The sequence below is a fragment of the Aminobacter niigataensis genome (genome assembly GCF_946995915.1).
In the GTDB taxonomy this organism is placed as follows: Bacteria; Pseudomonadota; Alphaproteobacteria; order Rhizobiales; family Rhizobiaceae; genus Aminobacter; species Aminobacter niigataensis.
The window spans coordinates 4,545,958-4,561,393 of sequence record NZ_OX341517.1; the positions used below are offsets into that span (position 1 = coordinate 4,545,958).

A 15,436-nucleotide genomic window follows, 5' to 3' on the forward strand; every position below is an offset into this window, starting at 1 on the left:
CTCGCCGATTCAGACCGTTTGTTCGAGGAAGCTAAACTTGGGGCCTGCCGCTGACAACCCTGGAGCACTCAATAGGTGGTCCGGCGCTCTTCGCTCGGTGGGCGGCCGAACTGCAGCCGGTAGCTCTGGGCGAAATAGGAATGCGAGGTGAAGCCGGTGGCTATCGCCACGTCGAGGATCGGCATGTTGGTCTGGCGCAGCAGCTCGCGGGCACGCTCGAGCCGGAGCCGCATGTAATAGCGGCCGGGCGTCACATTGAGATGGCGCAGGAACAGCCGCTCGACCTGGCGAACCGACAGGCCCGCCGTCTTGGCAAGCTGTACCGCTGACAAGGGTTCGTCGAGATTGTCGGCCATCAGCTCGACGATGCGCTTGAGCTTGTCCGACTTGCCGGTGAGGTCGCGTTCGGGGCCGACCCGCTGGCGGTCGCCGGCATTGCGGATGCGCTCGTGCTGGAACTGGTTGGCGACCTCGTTGGCAAGGTTGGCGCCGAAATCGCGCTTGATGATCTCGAGCATCAGGTCGATCGAGGTGGTGACGCCGGCACAGGTGTAGCGCTTGCGGTCGATCTCGAAGACGTTGTTGGTGCACTCGATATCGGGAAACTTCTCCATGAAGCCGGCACGGTTTTCCCAGTGGATGGTGCAGCGGTAGCCGTCGAGCTGGCCGGCCTCGGCGAGAAGGTAGGAGCCTACCGATAGCGCACCCAGGGCTGCGCCGCGGCGACCCCATGAACGAAGCGCGCCGAGCACCTTGCTCTTGCCGGGGAATTCGGTGGAGACGCCGACGCAGACGAACATGATCTCGACTGCCGGGACGTCGGCGACGGAATAATCGACCTTGAGCGGCAGGCCGTTGGAAGCGATGACCGCTTCGCCATCGGCCGAAACCGTTGTCCAGCCATAGACGTCGCGGCCGAGCAGGCGGTTGGCGGTGCGACATGTGTCGATCGCGGCTACCAGCGAGAACATCGAGAACTTGTCGACGAGCAGGAAAGCGAACTGGCGGCCTTCGGGATGAGGTTCTGACATGACGGCCAGGCCTACAGATTGCGCCGACTTGGAAGCGGCGCCGCGATCAACAACGCCGCCCGCATTTTCAAAGGCCCTTGTATTCGAGGCCGGCGTGGCGATGGGCCGACACCAGCGTGTTGGCCATCAGCATGGCAATGGTCATCGGGCCGACGCCGCCCGGCACCGGCGTTATGGCGCCGGCAACCTTTGCCGCGGAAGCGAACTCGACGTCGCCGACGAGGCGCGACTTGCCCTCGCCCTTGTCGGGCGCCGGTATGCGATTGATGCCGACATCGATGACGGTGGCGCCCGGCTTGACCCAATCGCCCTTGACCATCTCCGGCCTGCCGACGGCTGCAACCAGGATGTCTGCCGTGCGGCAGAGCGCCGGCAAGTCCTTGGTGCGGCTGTGGGCGATGGTGACGGTGGCGTTGGCCGCGAGCAGAAGATGGGCCATCGGCTTGCCGACGATATTGGAGCGGCCGACGACGACGGCGCTGAGGCCCGAAAGATCCTTGCCGTGCTTGCGCTCGATCAGCAGCATCGAGCCAAACGGCGTGCACGGCACGAGCGCAGTGTCGACCTCGCCGGTGGCAAGCTTGCCGACATTGATGAAATGGAAGCCGTCGACATCCTTGTCGGGCGCAATGGTCTGGATGATCTTGCCGGCGTCGATATGGGCCGGCAGCGGCAGCTGAACGAGGATGCCGTGGATCGAAGGATCGACATTCAGCTTTTCGACCAGCGCGACCACATCGGCTTCGGACGTTTCGGCGGCGAGCGTGTGCTGGACCGACAGGAAGCCGCACTCCTTGGCGGTACGCGACTTGTTGGCGACATAGACCTGGCTTGCCGGATCCTCGCCGACAATGACCACCGCCAGGCCAGGTTTCACGCCGTGCGCGGCAAGCGCCGCCGCTGATTTCTTGACGCCTTCGACGACCTCTGCCGCGACAATCTTTCCGTCAATGATCTCAGCCATGTTCACTCCATATGCAGGCACTGCTGGCGCGGCATTGTCATCAAAATTTCGACCCGCAACCCCGCCATTGCGGCGTCCGGTGCCGTAAACTCGAAACCGCAGTGCAGAATATTCAGAAGTAGCGGCGCGAACGGCGCTCGCGCAACTGGTTTAGCTCCTTGCGGACCTCGCGCAGGCTTTCGCTGATCTCGTCGATCTGGTTGCGCGGCAACGGGGCCTCGGCTTGCGGCATGGCGCTCGCGGGCTCAGGCGCTGATGGAGCCTGTGGCGGCATGGGCGGCCAGGGATGATGTCCCGAGGAAGCCGGCGGATAGGCATAGGGTGTCGCGTAGCCCGGAGGCGGAGGACCATAGCCAGGCTGCGAATAAGGCGGATAGGACTGCGGGAAGCCACCGTCGGCTGCCTGCGGCGCCACCTCGGCGGGCAACGACGGCGAGGCAGGCGCGGCCGCAGTGGCAGGGGACGACTCCGCAACCTGGGGTTCCGACAGCGGCGCCGGTTCCGCATCCAGCCTTGGCGAAGGCGCGTCTGCGCGGTCGTCCGGTCGGCCGCCCTCATTGTCCTCCACGGGCGCGGCGCGGCGCGGCGTGGGCCGAGCCCGAGCGCGCCGATTGGCGGTGTCGCGCAGGCTTTCGAGCGCCCCGCGCAGGCCGCCGAGGCCGACCCCGACGGCGAAGCCGGCCAGCATGCCGGCCAGAGAGATCATGGCGCGCGACGGCCCTGTCGATTCCAACGGCGGCGAGGCAACCGAAATGACGCTGACATTGGCCGAGTTGATATCCTTCTGCTCACCGGTCTCGCGCGCCCGAAGCAGGTACTGTTCATAGACTGCGCGCTTGGCGGTGACGTCGCGTTCGAGCTCGCGCAGCGTGACCAGTTCGTCAGCGACTTCGCCCTGGCGCACCTTGAGCTGGGCAAGCCGGGCGGCGAGTTCCTGCTCTAGCTGCACGGCCCGCTTGAGCTCGACCTGGATGGAGGCCGCGATCCGGCGCAATTCGGTCGCGATGCGCTCGCGGGCGCCGCTCAGTTGGGCCTCGACAGCGAGGCGCTCGGGATGACGCGGGCCGAGCCTGACCGCTGCCCGGTCGGCCTCCTGGGTGAGGGCCGCATACTGCGCGCGCAGCTCGGTGATCGCCGGCGAATTGATCGCCTCGGGCAAGGTGCCGCTCAGCACCGAATCGATGCCGAGGCTGCGGGTCGAGGCGGCCCGCGCATTCAGCTCCAGGGTCCGCGAGCGCGCAGCGGTCAACTGGTCGTTGACGCGCTGGATCTCGTCGTCGGTAATCAGCCGCCCCTGCGGATCGATGAGTTCGTTCTCGGCCTTGAAGGCTTCGACCTTGCGCTCGGCGGCTTCGACGGACTTGCGCATCTCGTCGAGCCGGGCATTGAGTTCGTCGGTCGCACGCCCGGCACTGCCGGACTGCAGCTCACCGTAGGTCTGCATGAAGACCTCGGTCATGGTGTTGGCGATGAGCGCCGACTTTTCCGCGCTCTCGGTCTTGGCACCCACCGAGATGACGAAAGTCTTGCCGCCACGCTCGACGGTCAATGCCTCGGCGAGATGGGTCGTCGCCAGCGCGTGCCTGTTATCGACAGCGCCTGTCGCCTTGTCGTCAGGCGAGATCAGCGAACGGACGAAGGAACGAACATCGAGGCCGCTGCCGGCCGTGCCGTTGAATTCCGGATCTTCGTCAAGATTGAGCTTGTCGACCACCTTGGTCAGGACTGTGCCCGATGTCAGCACCCGCACCTGGTTCTCGACGATGGCCAGCGTCGCCTCCGACGACAGGCCGCCCTCGGTCAGTTCCCGGTCCGTGAGCTTCAGGTTGCGCGGATCGACGATCATCTCGGTCCAGGCCTGATACATCTTCGGCATGGAAAGGGCGATCGCCACGCCCGCAAGCGCGCCGAGAAGCGTGGTCGAAGCAATCAACAGCTTGGAACGGCCAATGCCGCCGATGACCTTCATCGGGTCGATCAAAGGTTTCCAGCGCACATCGTCCGGGTCGTCCTGTTCGTCGAACGACTGGACCGCTTGCGGCTGAGCTGGCGTGCTGACGACTGCCGGCGCAACGGTCGGCTGGGACGGCCCCACCAGCCTTTCGCGCCAGCCGCCGATCAGCGAAGACTGGGCCGGCTTGTGCGGATCGTCGGCAGCTTGAACTACAGAGTCAGTTCGCGTGTGCGTGTCCGCCGCCATTTCGGTGGCCCGCTCTGCCTCGGAGCTGCGCGCGGCTATCTCCGCCTCGCGGCGAATACGAGCCATGCGATGGCGCGTGGCCGCATCCTGCGCATCCGGCTCGGGATGCTCGTCCGTGCCTAATGACAGCAGCGAAGCGCCTTGCCGCTTCGGAGCCGCGTCGTCCTGGGCGAGCGCGAGCAGCGATCCCTTGCGCCTGCCATCCTCGCGGTTCCCAGAATCGGCCATGTCTTGGGTTGCTTCCATGCACTGGGACGGATCAGGCGTCCGGTTCTTAACCCAAGCTAAACAGGCATGGGAAACAAAAGGTTAATTTTGTCACTTCAACGCTTCCCTGCCGCTCTTGCAAAACGGCACATTAAGCTTTGCGTCCTATCCTGCAGCCGGATCATGACCCAGGCCAACGACATACCGCGCATGCCGCTGCGCGAACGTATCGGCAGTTTCCTGTTGGAACGGCGCGCAATGCTGCGCGACTACTTCTCGGCGGTCAGCGGTTCGGCGGGCCGGCTGGTGTTCTCGCTGATCTATTTCGTGGCACTGGCCAACACGTTGTCCATCGCCGATTTCGGCCTGTTTGCCACGGCGTCTGCTGCCGGCGTGATGTTGTCGCGCACGCTCGCCTTCGGTTTCATCTCGGCGCTCTACCGCACCGCCACGATCAGACCGCGGCTGATCGGAAGCTATACCGCCGGCTTCCTGATGCTGTCGCTGCTGTCGCTGCCGGTGCTCGCCGCTGCCTCGGCGCTGACCTGGCTCCTGTTCTTTTCGAGCACGTTGTCGGCTGGCATCTTTGCCACCGTCATCTTCGCCGAGGCGCTGCTGTGGCGACCGGTCGAGGTGGCGATGATCGTCAACAACGGCCTCGGCCGCTTCGGCCGCGCCGCAGTGCTGGCTATCCTGACTTCGGCGATCAAATCTGCCGCCGCTGTGCTGTTCATCTTCTGGCCGACATCCACGATCGAAGCCTGGGCCTGGTTCTACGTCGCCTGCAATGTCGTTTCGCTTGCCATTGCCTTCGGCGTCTTCTACCCGCGCCAGAGGCTCCGGCTGACGCCAGATCTCTATTGGCGCCGGCTTTCAGACTCGATCTATGTCGCCGGCGCGGAAGTGCTGTTCTATCTCCAGATGGAGTTCGACAAGCTTCTGGTCCTGGCCATGGGCGGGCCGCACCTCGCCGGCATCTATGCCATCGTCATGCGGCTGGTCGACCTCACCGCCATCCCGATCCGGACATTCTCGATGATGCTGGTGCAACGCATGATGCGCGCGCCGCAGATGCTGGAGCGGCTCAAGGTCAAGCTCGGCATCGAAGCCGGAATCCTGCTCGTCTCGACCTCGGCGCTGCTGTTCCTCGCCGTGGTGCTGCATTTCTATCCCAATTTCCTCGGCCGGAATGTTTCCGAGGCCGCGCCGCTCGTCGGCCTGGCCCTGTTCGTGCCGGCCTTGCGCAACCTCGTCGAATATCACGCCGAGCTGCTGTTCGCGCGCGGGCAGACGCTGATCCGCGCCGGCAATCTGGCCTTGCTCGCCGGCCTCAAGGCCGCATTGCTGTCGACCCTGCTGGTGCAGGTGGCCGACACCGAAGCTTTGGTGTGGTCGCTCAACGGGATGTTCGCGCTGCTCTACATGGCGTCAGCGGCGGTGACCTATACGGCACTGCGCCGGCCCGCCAAGGCGATCTAGGTCAGGCGTCGACAAGCTTCCTGATACGGCCCAGATCGGTGCCGATGAAGGATTGCATACCGATCGCCACCTGCTCCGGCGACATGCCGGCGACGAATGCCTCGAACTGCGCATCCGACAGCGGCGTGCCGGTCCAGTGGACGCGGCAGAATTCCTCGGAGCCGTGGAAATGCCCGGCCCCGCCGGCGACTTCGTCGACGAAGCGGCCGTATATCATGCATTCGGAAAATCTGCGCCGCGCGCACACCGCCTCGACCCAGTGCCGGCCGCTCACCTGCTCGATGCGGGCAAGCATGTCGCGCACGCTCGAACGGCGCCAGGCGATAAGGGTCGAGATGTAGTCGTGCGGCGAGACCTCCGGCGCCTCGATGCCAAGCACGGCGGCGGCGTTGCGCGACCAGACATGGTGATTTTCGTGACCGGGGTGAAGCAAGGCGTTTTCGCGGATGAACAGCCGCAATTTGCCGTCGTGCCAGAACCGGGCGCAGTCGAACGGCCTGAGGAAAGCGACGTCGGAATCGACGTAGACGAGCGTTTGCTGCTCGATCCGTTCGGCGATAGCGATGCGGCGCAGTTGCTGCACATGCCAGCCGCGCAGCGGCGGCGCCTTGAGGCTCAACCAGATACGGCGCTTGAACAGGCTTGTCGGGTCCGGCAGGTCACGCAGCCAGGACGGCAGCAGGTCGCGCTCGTCTATGACGATACGGTGTCTGCTCTCCAGTTGGCGGAACAGCGCCACATCGCGATGCTCGACCAGCAGATAGTGGTGCGACGCACCAGTGACATGGCGGTCGACTGTCTCGCACAACAGGCGGCAGCGCTCGAAATCGGCAGCGTAGCTGGCCGTCACCAGAGCCGCGTCGGCAACAGCAGGCATGCGGCTTGCGTTCAAGAACGATCCCCAGCCAGCTTTTGGCGCAGCACGCGCAAGAGGAAAAGCGGATTGCCGACGATATAGCGCCGCCACAGCCGCCCAGGCTCGATGACCAGCCGGAACAACCATTCGAGGCGTAGCCGGCGCATCCATTCCGGCGCGCGGGGCACCGAACCGCTGAGGAAGTCGAGCAGCGCTCCGACGGCGATCGGCAAGGTGCAGTGCTCCGGTCCCAAGTTGCGTGCGATCCAGAATTCCTGGCGCGGCACGCCCATGGCGACGAGCAATATGTCCGGCCGCAATGCGGCCAGAGAGGCGATGACCGCGGGCTCTTCCTGTGCGGTGAAGAACCCGTCGTGGACGACCACAAACCGGTGCTGCGGCGCAATCTCGCCCAGGCGCTGGGCTGCCCGTTCAGCATTTTCGCGCGTGGCACCGAGCAGGCCGACCGTCAGCGGCTTGTCGGCCGCCAGGAGCAGGGCCGGCACGAAATCGGTGCCGTTGAGATTGGCCGGAAACGGTGCCCCGTAAAGCCAGCGCGCGGCAATATCGACGCCGATGCCGTCGGCCAAGACCAGGAAATCGTCCAGTGCGGCAGCAAATTCCTTGTTGGAACAGGCCACGTTGGCATTGTGGGCATTGAGGAACCCGACCTTGGTAAAGGTCTTTTCCCGGATGAAATCGGACAACAGCGAGACCGCCTCGTCGCGCCCCAGGCTGGCAACTCGAATCCCGAGGATGCGCCGGAAGGTTGCGGTCGGGTTGGAGATCGTCAGGCTCAAGCGACAACCTCGCGCGTGCCGGCACAAAGCCTGGCGAGACCGAGCGCAACCGCACGATCCAGGGCCGCGATCTGGCGACGGTGGAAGTCGGTGCCGTCGACGTCGGCCACGCGTTGATCGACAGTTTGTTCGAGCGCCCTGGCGAAGGCTGCGGGATCATCAGTCATGATGCAGTTCCGAGGCTTATGGGCAATGCCGCGCAACGAATGCGCCGTCGCCACCGACGGCAGGCCGAGTTCAAAGGTCTCGATGGTCTTGAGCTGGACGCCGCTGCCGGACGTGCTGACCAGCGGGATGACGGCGGCACTGCGCACGAAAGCCTGGGCATCGGGCACGCGGCCAACGAACTTGACGCCGGGATGCGGCGAGGAAACACCGGTCGGAACGCTGCCAGCGATGTGGATGCGGAAATCCGCGCGCAGATGCGGAACCACCTTGCCCAGGAACCAGTCGAGGCCGATGCGGTTTGGCTCCCAGGTCCAGGTGCCGATGAGAGCCGCGGCGCAATCGATCGGGCGCGTGCCGGGTGCGGACGGAAGTTCGGAACGGGTGACCAACGGCAGCGCCACCGAGCGTGTGTCGGAGGCGACGCCGAGTTCGGCCCGGTCCTCTTCGGCCAGCGTGAAGACGAAGCGCGCATTGCGGCACAACCGCTTCTCGATCACCTCGAGCAGCCTCGCCTCGCGCCGGAACAGGGTGCGCTGGAAGGCACCCTTGGCGGCCAGCGAATTCTCCGCCGCCGAGCGGAACTCGACATTGTGCGCCACGAAGATCGACGGCTTGTCCTGAAAGGCTTTTTCGAAAGCCGCGGCCATTTGAACGGAATTGAGGATGTAGCCGTCGAACGGCCCTGCAGCCTGGATCGCATCGCGCACCGTTTGCTCCGAGACCACGCGCAGCTTGGCCGACGCGAATGTCAGGCCGGAGGCAATAGCGCTCGCCAGCCATGCAAGCTTGCGCGGCAAGGGTGCAGTGTCGGTGCGCACGTCGAGCGAACCGAGCAGGACGGTATTTTCCGGATCGGACGGTGCCTTGCCCGGCCAACCGAAACCAAGCACGGTCACGCGCACGCCGTTGCGGCGCAACGCGTCGATGATCGCCTGGTTGGCGATCTCGTAGCCCGAGGAAAGTGCTCCGTCGGGCACGATCGATGTAGCAAACAGCAGATGCATCACAACAGATTCCTGACCCACGGCTAACAGGCTGCGGTGAAGTCTTCATTAAGCAATCTGGCCGTTGTTGTGCAAACGCAACTGGCGGGAAGCCTCCGAGGCGCCATTATTTAACTCACCGTTATCGTGCCGATGCTAGGCAAGGACATCGTAAGAATCGGCGTTTTTCCATGACCGTCCTGCCACCCCTCAAGTCCGTGACCATCGCCGGCCAGTCGCCTGCGCTGGCCAATGACGTCGTGGACGTGGTTGTGACGCTGCCGACCTTCCGCAGGCCGCAGCAATTGCTGGCAACGCTCGATTCGCTCGCGAGGCAACAGACGGCGCGCCGCTTTGCTATCATCGTCATGGAGAATGACGACGAGGGCCGCGAGGGCTTGAACGCGGCACTGCCGCTGTTTGAGAGCGGCAAGATGGCCGGCATGGTGATCATCGCCCATGAACGTGGCAATTGCAGCGCCTACAATGCCGGCTGGCACACCGCACTTCTGCACTTTCCGAATTTCACCCAGTTGCTGGTGATCGACGACGACGAACTGGCCGACCCCTTGTGGCTGGAAACGATATGCAGCGCGCAGTTGCGCCTCGACGCCGACATCGTCGGCGGTCCGCAGCTTCCGGTGTTTGCCGACCCGGCTCACCAGGCATGGGCAACGCACCCGGTTTTTGCGCCGCCCTACTCCAGCACCGGACCCGTCCGGGCGCTGTTTTCCTCTGGCAATCTGCTGCTCACCCGCAACGTGCTGCTGGCGATGGGTCCTCCGTTCCTCGATTTGCGCTTCAACTTCATGGGCGGCGGCGATTCGGATTTCCTCAGCCGGGCCGCGCGGCGGGGCTTCAGGCTCGCCTGGTGTGCCGAGGCCAAGCTGTTCGAGAACGTGCCGGCGCGGCGCGTCGAGGCCGACTGGATCCGGGCGCGCGGCCTGCGCAACGGCGTCATCTCGACGCTGGTCGCCAAGAAGCGATATTCCGGGGCGCCGCTCGCCAATACGCGGGTGTTCCTGAAGAGCCTGACGCTGCTGATCTTCTCGCCCCTGCGCGCGCTGTTGCGGCTGATCTGGACCGGTTCGCCATCGGTCGCCGCCTATCCGATCCATGTGGCACTGGGCCGCGTGCTCGCCGATTTCGGTTATGCCAATGAGCAATATCGGCAGCCTGAGAAGAACTGAGGCGGCGCCGCTGTCGGCGGCGTTCACCCGATCGGGTGTCGCGACCGCTGTCGCGACGCTGCTGCTGACCGTGGTGATCGTCTCGTTCCGGCCGTTCCAGCCGGCAGGCGCCGATGTCGCCGGCGGCGGCGACATCGTCAACCAGCTTGGCTTTGGCTCGCTCGGCGGACTGTCGATCTTCGCCCTGCTGACATTGGCCGCTCACGACCGGCTGCGTGCCCTGGCAAGCCTACCCTGGGCGATCCTGCTCTGCTTCTTCATGATTTCGGTGGTGACCGCCACCGATCCCGGATCTGCGTTCCGTGCCGCGTCCTTCACCCTGATCGGCATCCTGGCTATGGCGACCGTGCTGGCGCTGCCGCGCAACGCCGATGCCTATTCGACGGTGCTCGCCGTATCGGGACTGGTCGTCGTCGGGCTCTGCTATGCCGGCGTGGTGCTCAACCCGAGCGTGGCGATCCACGGCGCCGACGGCGTCGAGCCCCAGCATGCCGGGCTGTGGCGCGGCGCCTTCTCGCACAAGAACATCGCCGCCCCGGTCATGGCCTGCTACAGCTTCGCCGGCATCTACCTCTTCCGGCGCGGCTGGCAATGGGCGGGCGCCATTTTGTTCGCCGCCGCCATGTTCTTCATGTTCCATACCGGCTCCAAGACCACGGCCGGCCTGGTGCCGCTGTCGATCATGGTGGTCATCCTGCCGGGCCTGATCGGCATGCGGCTCGGTGCGCCGGTGCTGTTTGCAATGGCCATCATCGGCACCGCGCTCGCCACGCTCGGCATCGTCTTCATCGATCCGCTCAAGGACCTTGCCGCCTACTTCGTCCCCGACCTCACCTACACCGGCCGCACCACGCTGTGGGCCTATGCCGGCGAGATGCTGGCCAAGCACCCTTGGTTCGGCTACGGCTACGAAAGCTTCTGGGGCACGCCGCTGCTCACCGAAAGCGAGCGCGCCTTCGACCAGGACTGGGACATCCGCGCCATCGTGCACGGCCATAACGGCTATCTCGACCTCGCGGTGCTGATGGGCATCCCTGCCCTCGTCACGGCGGTCTATGCTTTCCTGATCGCACCGCTGCGCGACTACATGCGCATTCCGCTGACCAAGGAGAATGTCTTCCTGGGGGACATGTTCATGATGGTGGTGCTGTTCACCGCGCTCAACGCCTTCCTCGAAAGCTTCTTCTTCCGCCGCGCCGACCCGGTGTGGCTGTTCTTCGTCTTCGGCGTGCTGGGGCTGCGGCTGGTGTCGCGCGTGATGATCCGCAAAGCCTGATCCTGAGCTCTTGATCCCGCCCGGCACCCACGACATTCTGGCGCCATGGCCACCGCTGTTTCCAGACGCCAGCTGCTCGCCGGGTCGCTCGGCATCGGTATCTTGCCGCTGCTACGGACCTTGCCGGTGCGAAGTGCCGCCTTGCCGAAGACCGACGCGACCTTCCTGTTTGCTGCCGACATCCATGCCTGCCGCATGGCAAGCGGGCTCAGTCCGAACTGCCAGGCCGAAGGCAAGACGGACGAGAACCTGCGCCGGCACATCGCGGCCTTGAACGAGATCGCAAAACTGGAGTGGCCCAGCGAAATCAGTGGCGTGTCGTCGGGCCTTGCCAGCGCCGGCACACGGATCGGCCGTCCGCTCGGCCTGGTCATCGGCGGCGACATGACCGACGACGGCGGTGGGCAGGTGACGCTGCCTCACGAGGGCACCCAGCTCTTGCAGTTCAGCCATCGCTACCAGGAAGGAAACGGCCCCGACCGCGTGCATGTGCCGGTCTATGTCGGGCTCGGCAATCACGACCTCGACCAGGATGGGCCGCCGCCGCATGTCGACTGGTACCGGCGCGAACTACGCGACTATGTCGAGATCAACCACCGGCCGAGCGTATTCTTCAAGCCACCGGTACCGGCCACCAACTATGACGCGCCGTCGGATTGTTATTCCTGGGACTGGGGCGGGCTGCATCTCGTCCAGACGCACAGGTTTGCCGGCGACACGGCCAAGGGTGCGCCGAGCGCGCTCGACTGGCTGAAGCAGGACCTCAAGACCTTTGCCGGCGACGGCAGGCCGGTGATCCTGTTCCAGCACTATGGCTGGGACCAGTTCTCCATCGAAAGATGGGACGCCGGCGCCCGCCAGTTCGACGACAGCGGCAGCGGCAAGCCGCACTGGTGGAGCGATGCCGACCGGCGCGCATTGCTGGATGCGATCAATGGAGCGAACGTGATCGCCGTCTTCCACGGCCACCAGCACGAGACGCCAATGATCTACAGGCGCGACGGGCTGGACCTTTTCAAGCCGAAAGCCGGTTTCATGGGTGGCTTCGCGGTCGTCCGGGTGACCGACGGCTTCATGGATGTCGTGCTGGGGGAAGCCGGGGCGCGCGGCAGCGTCACCTTCACCAACGCCTTCGGCAAGAGACTGGACGACACACGCTGAAGTGGCGTTTCCGCCCTTCCGCATGGCTGCAAGACGGTCTATGTCAGGATGTTCGGAGGGCTTTGAATGACCATCAGACTGATCCTCGCAGGTTGCGGCAACATGGGCTACGCCATGCTCACGGGCTGGCTGAAATCGGGCAAGCTCGCACCGGCTGAGACATTCGTCGTCGAACCAAACGCCGAACTGCGCGCCCGCGCTGCTGAGCTCGGCAGCCGCGTCGCCTCGGAAGTTGGCGGCATCCCGGCCGATGCCGATCCCGAAATCATCGTCATTGCGGTCAAGCCGCAGGTCATTCGCGAGGTCACTGCCGGCTACCGCCGCTTCGGCAACGGCCGTGCGACCTTCGTCAGTGTCGCTGCAGGCACATCGGTCGCGACCTTCAGCAACATCCTCGGTGTACGGACGCCGATCGCGCGCTGCATGCCCAACACGCCCGCCGCCATCGGCAAGGGCATGATGGTGGTCTATTCCAACGACCACGTCACGGAAGCCACCAAGGCGCGGGTCGCCGACCTGCTGTCGGCCAGCGGCGAAGTCGCGACGATCGCCGACGAAGGCCTGATGGACGCGGTCACCGCCGTCTCCGGCTCCGGACCGGCCTACATCTTCCACTTCATCGAATGCCTGACGGCAGCGGCCGAGAATGCCGGGCTGGCGCCGAAGACGGCGTCGCTTCTGGCGATGCAGACGGTCTATGGCGCTGCCAGCCTGGCCGCCGAAAGCCGTGAGGACCCGGCCGTGCTGCGTCGCCAGGTGACCAGCCCCAACGGTACGACTGCGGCAGCGCTCGGTGTGCTGATGGGCGAGGATCGTCTCAAGAACCTGCTCACCGAAGCCGTCGAGGCGGCCCGGCTGCGTTCGGTCGAACTCGGGAAATAACTACTTCGTATCGGCTTCGGCCTGGAGAGCCTTGATATGGGGCGCCGCCGCCTCGTAGACGGCGCGCTCCATGTCGCGGAACTGGCGGATGACCTGCTCGCCTACCTCCGTGAGCTCGGCGCCGCCACCGTGCTTGCCGCCGGTCTTGGCCGCGACCAGCGGCTTGCCGAACATGTCCTTCATCTCTTCGACAAGATCCCAGGCGCGCTTGTAGGACATTTCCATGGCCCGCGCCGCCGCCGAGATCGAGCCGGTGGCTGCAATCTGTTCGAGAAGCTCGATCTTGCCCGGACCCAGACGGCCCTTCGGATCGAGATAGAGGCGCAGGGTCAGGGACGGCATCGGCTACTCCAGTCTTCAGCTGGTTAGCACAAGCGGCGCCCCCGGAGAAAGATTGGCGCGATCGAAGGCAACAGTCTTGATGACCGCAAAAACGTCGCGCCCGACAGTCAGCTGCAGCGTTTCGAGCGACTGGCGCGTGATACGCGAGACGAGCATGTCGCCATGGCAGTCGAGGCGAAGGTCGACCTGCGCGCCGTTGACTTTGCCGATATCAACGATCCTGCTCGGCAGGATGTTGAGCGCGCTGAGGCCCTGGGGTCGCTCGGTGGCGATCATGACGTCGCGCGCCCGAACCCGGACACGCACGACAGCGCCTTCAGGCAGGGCGACACGAGGCACGCGCATTTCGCCGGCGGCAGCGCCAAGCACGGTCATGCCGAAGCCTTCGTCGTGGCGCAGCACCTTCATGTCGAGCACGGCACCGCCCTCGCCCACTTCCTCCGGTGGCAACAGGTCGAGCCTTTGCATGATCTCGGTCGTCGGACCCGAAGCTGCGACCTTGCCCTCGGCCATGACGACGACGTCGGTGGCGAGGCGGGCGACCTCGGCAATCGAATGGCTGACATAGACGATCGGGATCCTGGTCTCGTCGCGCAGCCGCTCGAGATAGGGCATGATCTCAGCCTTGCGGGCATCGTCAAGCGAGGCCAGAGGCTCGTCCATGAGCAGCAGTCGTGGGCTTGCCAGCAGCGCCCGACCGATGGCGACACGCTGCTTTTCTCCGCCGGACAACAAAACTGGACGCCGGTCCAGCAGGTGGCCGATGCCGAGCATCTCGACCACGCGGTCGAATTCGGCGTAGCGCTCGCCTTGCGGCGTGAACCAGCGGCCATAGCGCAGATTCGAGCGTACCGTCAGATGCGGGAACAGCCTGGCATCCTGGAAGACGAAACCGACGCGGCGCCTGTATGCGGGCACGAAACGGCGGCTTGCCGTGTCGACCAGCGTCCGGTCGCCGATGACGATGCGCCCGGCGTCGGGGCGGATCAGCCCGGCGATGATGTTGATGAGCGAGGTCTTGCCCGAACCCGACGGTCCAAACAGTGCCGTCAGGTGACCGGCGCTCTCGAAGCTGGTTTCGAGGTCGAGCGCGCCGAGGCGGTGATGGACAGCGACGGAGAGCGTCATCCGATATCCAAGCGTTGGCCAATGCGGCGAGCAAACATCTCGGACACCACAAGCGCTGCCATCGAGATGGCGATGGAGATCAGCGTCAGCCGCATGGCTCCGGCATCGCCGCCCGGCACCTGGGTGAAGGTGTAGATCGCCGACGGCAATGTCTGGGTTTCGCCGGGAATGTTCGAGACGAAGGTGATGGTGGCGCCGAACTCGCCCATCGCCTTGGCGAAGGAGAGGATCATGCCGGCAACGATGCCGGGTAGGATCAGTGGAAGCGTCACCGTCAGAAACACCCACAAGGGGCTTGCCCCGAGCGTGCCGGCAGCCGCTTCGAGCCGCCGGTCGACCGCCTCGATGGAGAGCCTTATGGCGCGTACCATCAGCGGAAAGCCCATGACCGCGCAGGCAAGGGCGGCACCCGTCCAACGAAACGAGAAGACGATGCCGAAATACTCGTCGAGAAACGAGCCGATCGGGCCGCGGCGACCGAAGCTCAGCAGCAGCAGGTAGCCGGTGACGACAGGCGGCAGGATCAGCGGCAAATGGACGACCCCGTTGAGCAGCGACTTGCCCCAGAATTTCCCACGCGCCAGCAGCAAAGCAATGGCGATGCCGAAAGGCAGGCTGGCAGCCATCGCCCACAGCCCGACCTTGATCGACAGGCGGACCGCATTCCATTCGTCAGGAGTGAGGTCCAGCATTGCCTAGTCGCATTCCCTCAAAAAGCCTGTCCCACCCCGCCGTGCGGGATGGGACACAGATTGTCGTTGCGGCAAGA

At 64.9% G+C, this 15,436-nt stretch carries 14 protein-coding genes; 5 read left to right on the forward strand and 9 right to left on the reverse strand.

Translation table 11 applies throughout. From position 1 onward, the window contains the following. Positions 1-68 precede the first annotated feature (68 nt). The 3 genes from O1Y97_RS22185 to O1Y97_RS22195 form a co-directional block, all read right to left on the reverse strand. Positions 69-1,031 (reverse strand): GlxA family transcriptional regulator, encoded by a 963-nt coding sequence (locus O1Y97_RS22185; protein WP_108609163.1) that lies wholly within the window; start codon positions 1,029-1,031, stop codon positions 69-71. 67 nt (positions 1,032-1,098) lie between these two features. After that, positions 1,099-1,995, reverse strand: a complete 897-nt coding sequence (folD, locus tag O1Y97_RS22190; protein WP_108609164.1) for a bifunctional methylenetetrahydrofolate dehydrogenase/methenyltetrahydrofolate cyclohydrolase FolD — start codon at positions 1,993-1,995, stop codon at positions 1,099-1,101. A 112-nt stretch (positions 1,996-2,107) separates the two neighbouring features. Next, entirely contained in the window at positions 2,108-4,423 is a 2,316-nt protein-coding gene (locus O1Y97_RS22195) for a GumC family protein (RefSeq protein ID WP_318762388.1), read from the reverse strand. Between the two features lie 162 nt (positions 4,424-4,585). Between O1Y97_RS22195 and O1Y97_RS22200 the strand changes: the two genes are divergently transcribed. Then, entirely contained in the window at positions 4,586-5,881 is a 1,296-nt protein-coding gene (locus O1Y97_RS22200; protein ID WP_318762389.1) for a lipopolysaccharide biosynthesis protein, read from the forward strand. A gap of 1 nt (position 5,882) precedes the next feature. Here the strand turns inward: O1Y97_RS22200 and O1Y97_RS22205 are convergent, their stop codons facing one another. From O1Y97_RS22205 to O1Y97_RS22215, 3 genes are read right to left on the reverse strand one after another with little or no spacing between them, the layout of a single operon-like run. Beyond that, positions 5,883-6,758, reverse strand: a complete 876-nt coding sequence (locus O1Y97_RS22205) for a DUF6492 family protein (protein WP_318762390.1) — start codon at positions 6,756-6,758, stop codon at positions 5,883-5,885. Positions 6,759-6,769: 11 nt separating this feature from the next. Next, entirely contained in the window at positions 6,770-7,537 is a 768-nt protein-coding gene (locus O1Y97_RS22210; protein ID WP_318762391.1) for a WecB/TagA/CpsF family glycosyltransferase, read from the reverse strand. Continuing rightward, positions 7,534-8,709, reverse strand: a complete 1,176-nt coding sequence (locus tag O1Y97_RS22215; protein ID WP_318762392.1) for a glycosyltransferase — start codon at positions 8,707-8,709, stop codon at positions 7,534-7,536. Before O1Y97_RS22215 ends, O1Y97_RS22210 begins: the two co-directional genes overlap by 4 nt. A gap of 170 nt (positions 8,710-8,879) precedes the next feature. Between O1Y97_RS22215 and O1Y97_RS22220 the strand changes: the two genes are divergently transcribed. The 4 genes from O1Y97_RS22220 to proC all read left to right on the forward strand — a co-directional run bounded on the left by O1Y97_RS22220 (position 8,880) and on the right by proC (position 13,197). Next, positions 8,880-9,878 (forward strand): glycosyltransferase family 2 protein, encoded by a 999-nt coding sequence (locus O1Y97_RS22220; protein ID WP_318762393.1) that lies wholly within the window; start codon positions 8,880-8,882, stop codon positions 9,876-9,878. Then, positions 9,847-11,154 carry an O-antigen ligase family protein gene (locus O1Y97_RS22225; protein ID WP_318762394.1) on the forward strand — a complete coding sequence of 436 codons (1,308 nt, stop codon included), beginning with the start codon at positions 9,847-9,849 and terminating at the stop codon, positions 11,152-11,154. Before O1Y97_RS22220 ends, O1Y97_RS22225 begins: the two co-directional genes overlap by 32 nt. A 45-nt stretch (positions 11,155-11,199) precedes the next feature. Next, positions 11,200-12,315 carry a metallophosphoesterase gene (locus O1Y97_RS22230; RefSeq protein WP_318762395.1) on the forward strand — a complete coding sequence of 372 codons (1,116 nt, stop codon included), beginning with the start codon at positions 11,200-11,202 and terminating at the stop codon, positions 12,313-12,315. 66 nt (positions 12,316-12,381) lie between these two features. After that, the gene (proC, locus tag O1Y97_RS22235) at positions 12,382-13,197 is read left to right on the forward strand and encodes a pyrroline-5-carboxylate reductase (RefSeq protein ID WP_318762396.1); all 816 of its coding nucleotides are present in this window, start codon (positions 12,382-12,384) and stop codon (positions 13,195-13,197) included. Here the strand turns inward: proC and O1Y97_RS22240 are convergent, their stop codons facing one another. The 3 genes from O1Y97_RS22240 to modB are packed head-to-tail and all read right to left on the reverse strand — an operon-like array spanning position 13,198 to position 15,359. Beyond that, entirely contained in the window at positions 13,198-13,539 is a 342-nt protein-coding gene (locus O1Y97_RS22240) for a winged helix-turn-helix domain-containing protein (RefSeq protein ID WP_183264596.1), read from the reverse strand. A 15-nt stretch (positions 13,540-13,554) separates the two neighbouring features. Continuing rightward, positions 13,555-14,667, reverse strand: coding sequence for a molybdenum ABC transporter ATP-binding protein (modC, locus tag O1Y97_RS22245; RefSeq protein ID WP_318762397.1), 1,113 nt, complete (start codon positions 14,665-14,667; stop codon positions 13,555-13,557). Then, a complete protein-coding gene (gene modB / locus O1Y97_RS22250; protein ID WP_183264598.1) occupies positions 14,664-15,359 on the reverse strand; it encodes a molybdate ABC transporter permease subunit in 696 nt (231 codons plus the stop codon). The genes modC and modB overlap by 4 nt, the downstream gene beginning before the upstream one ends. Between the last annotated feature and the right edge of the window lie 77 nt (positions 15,360-15,436).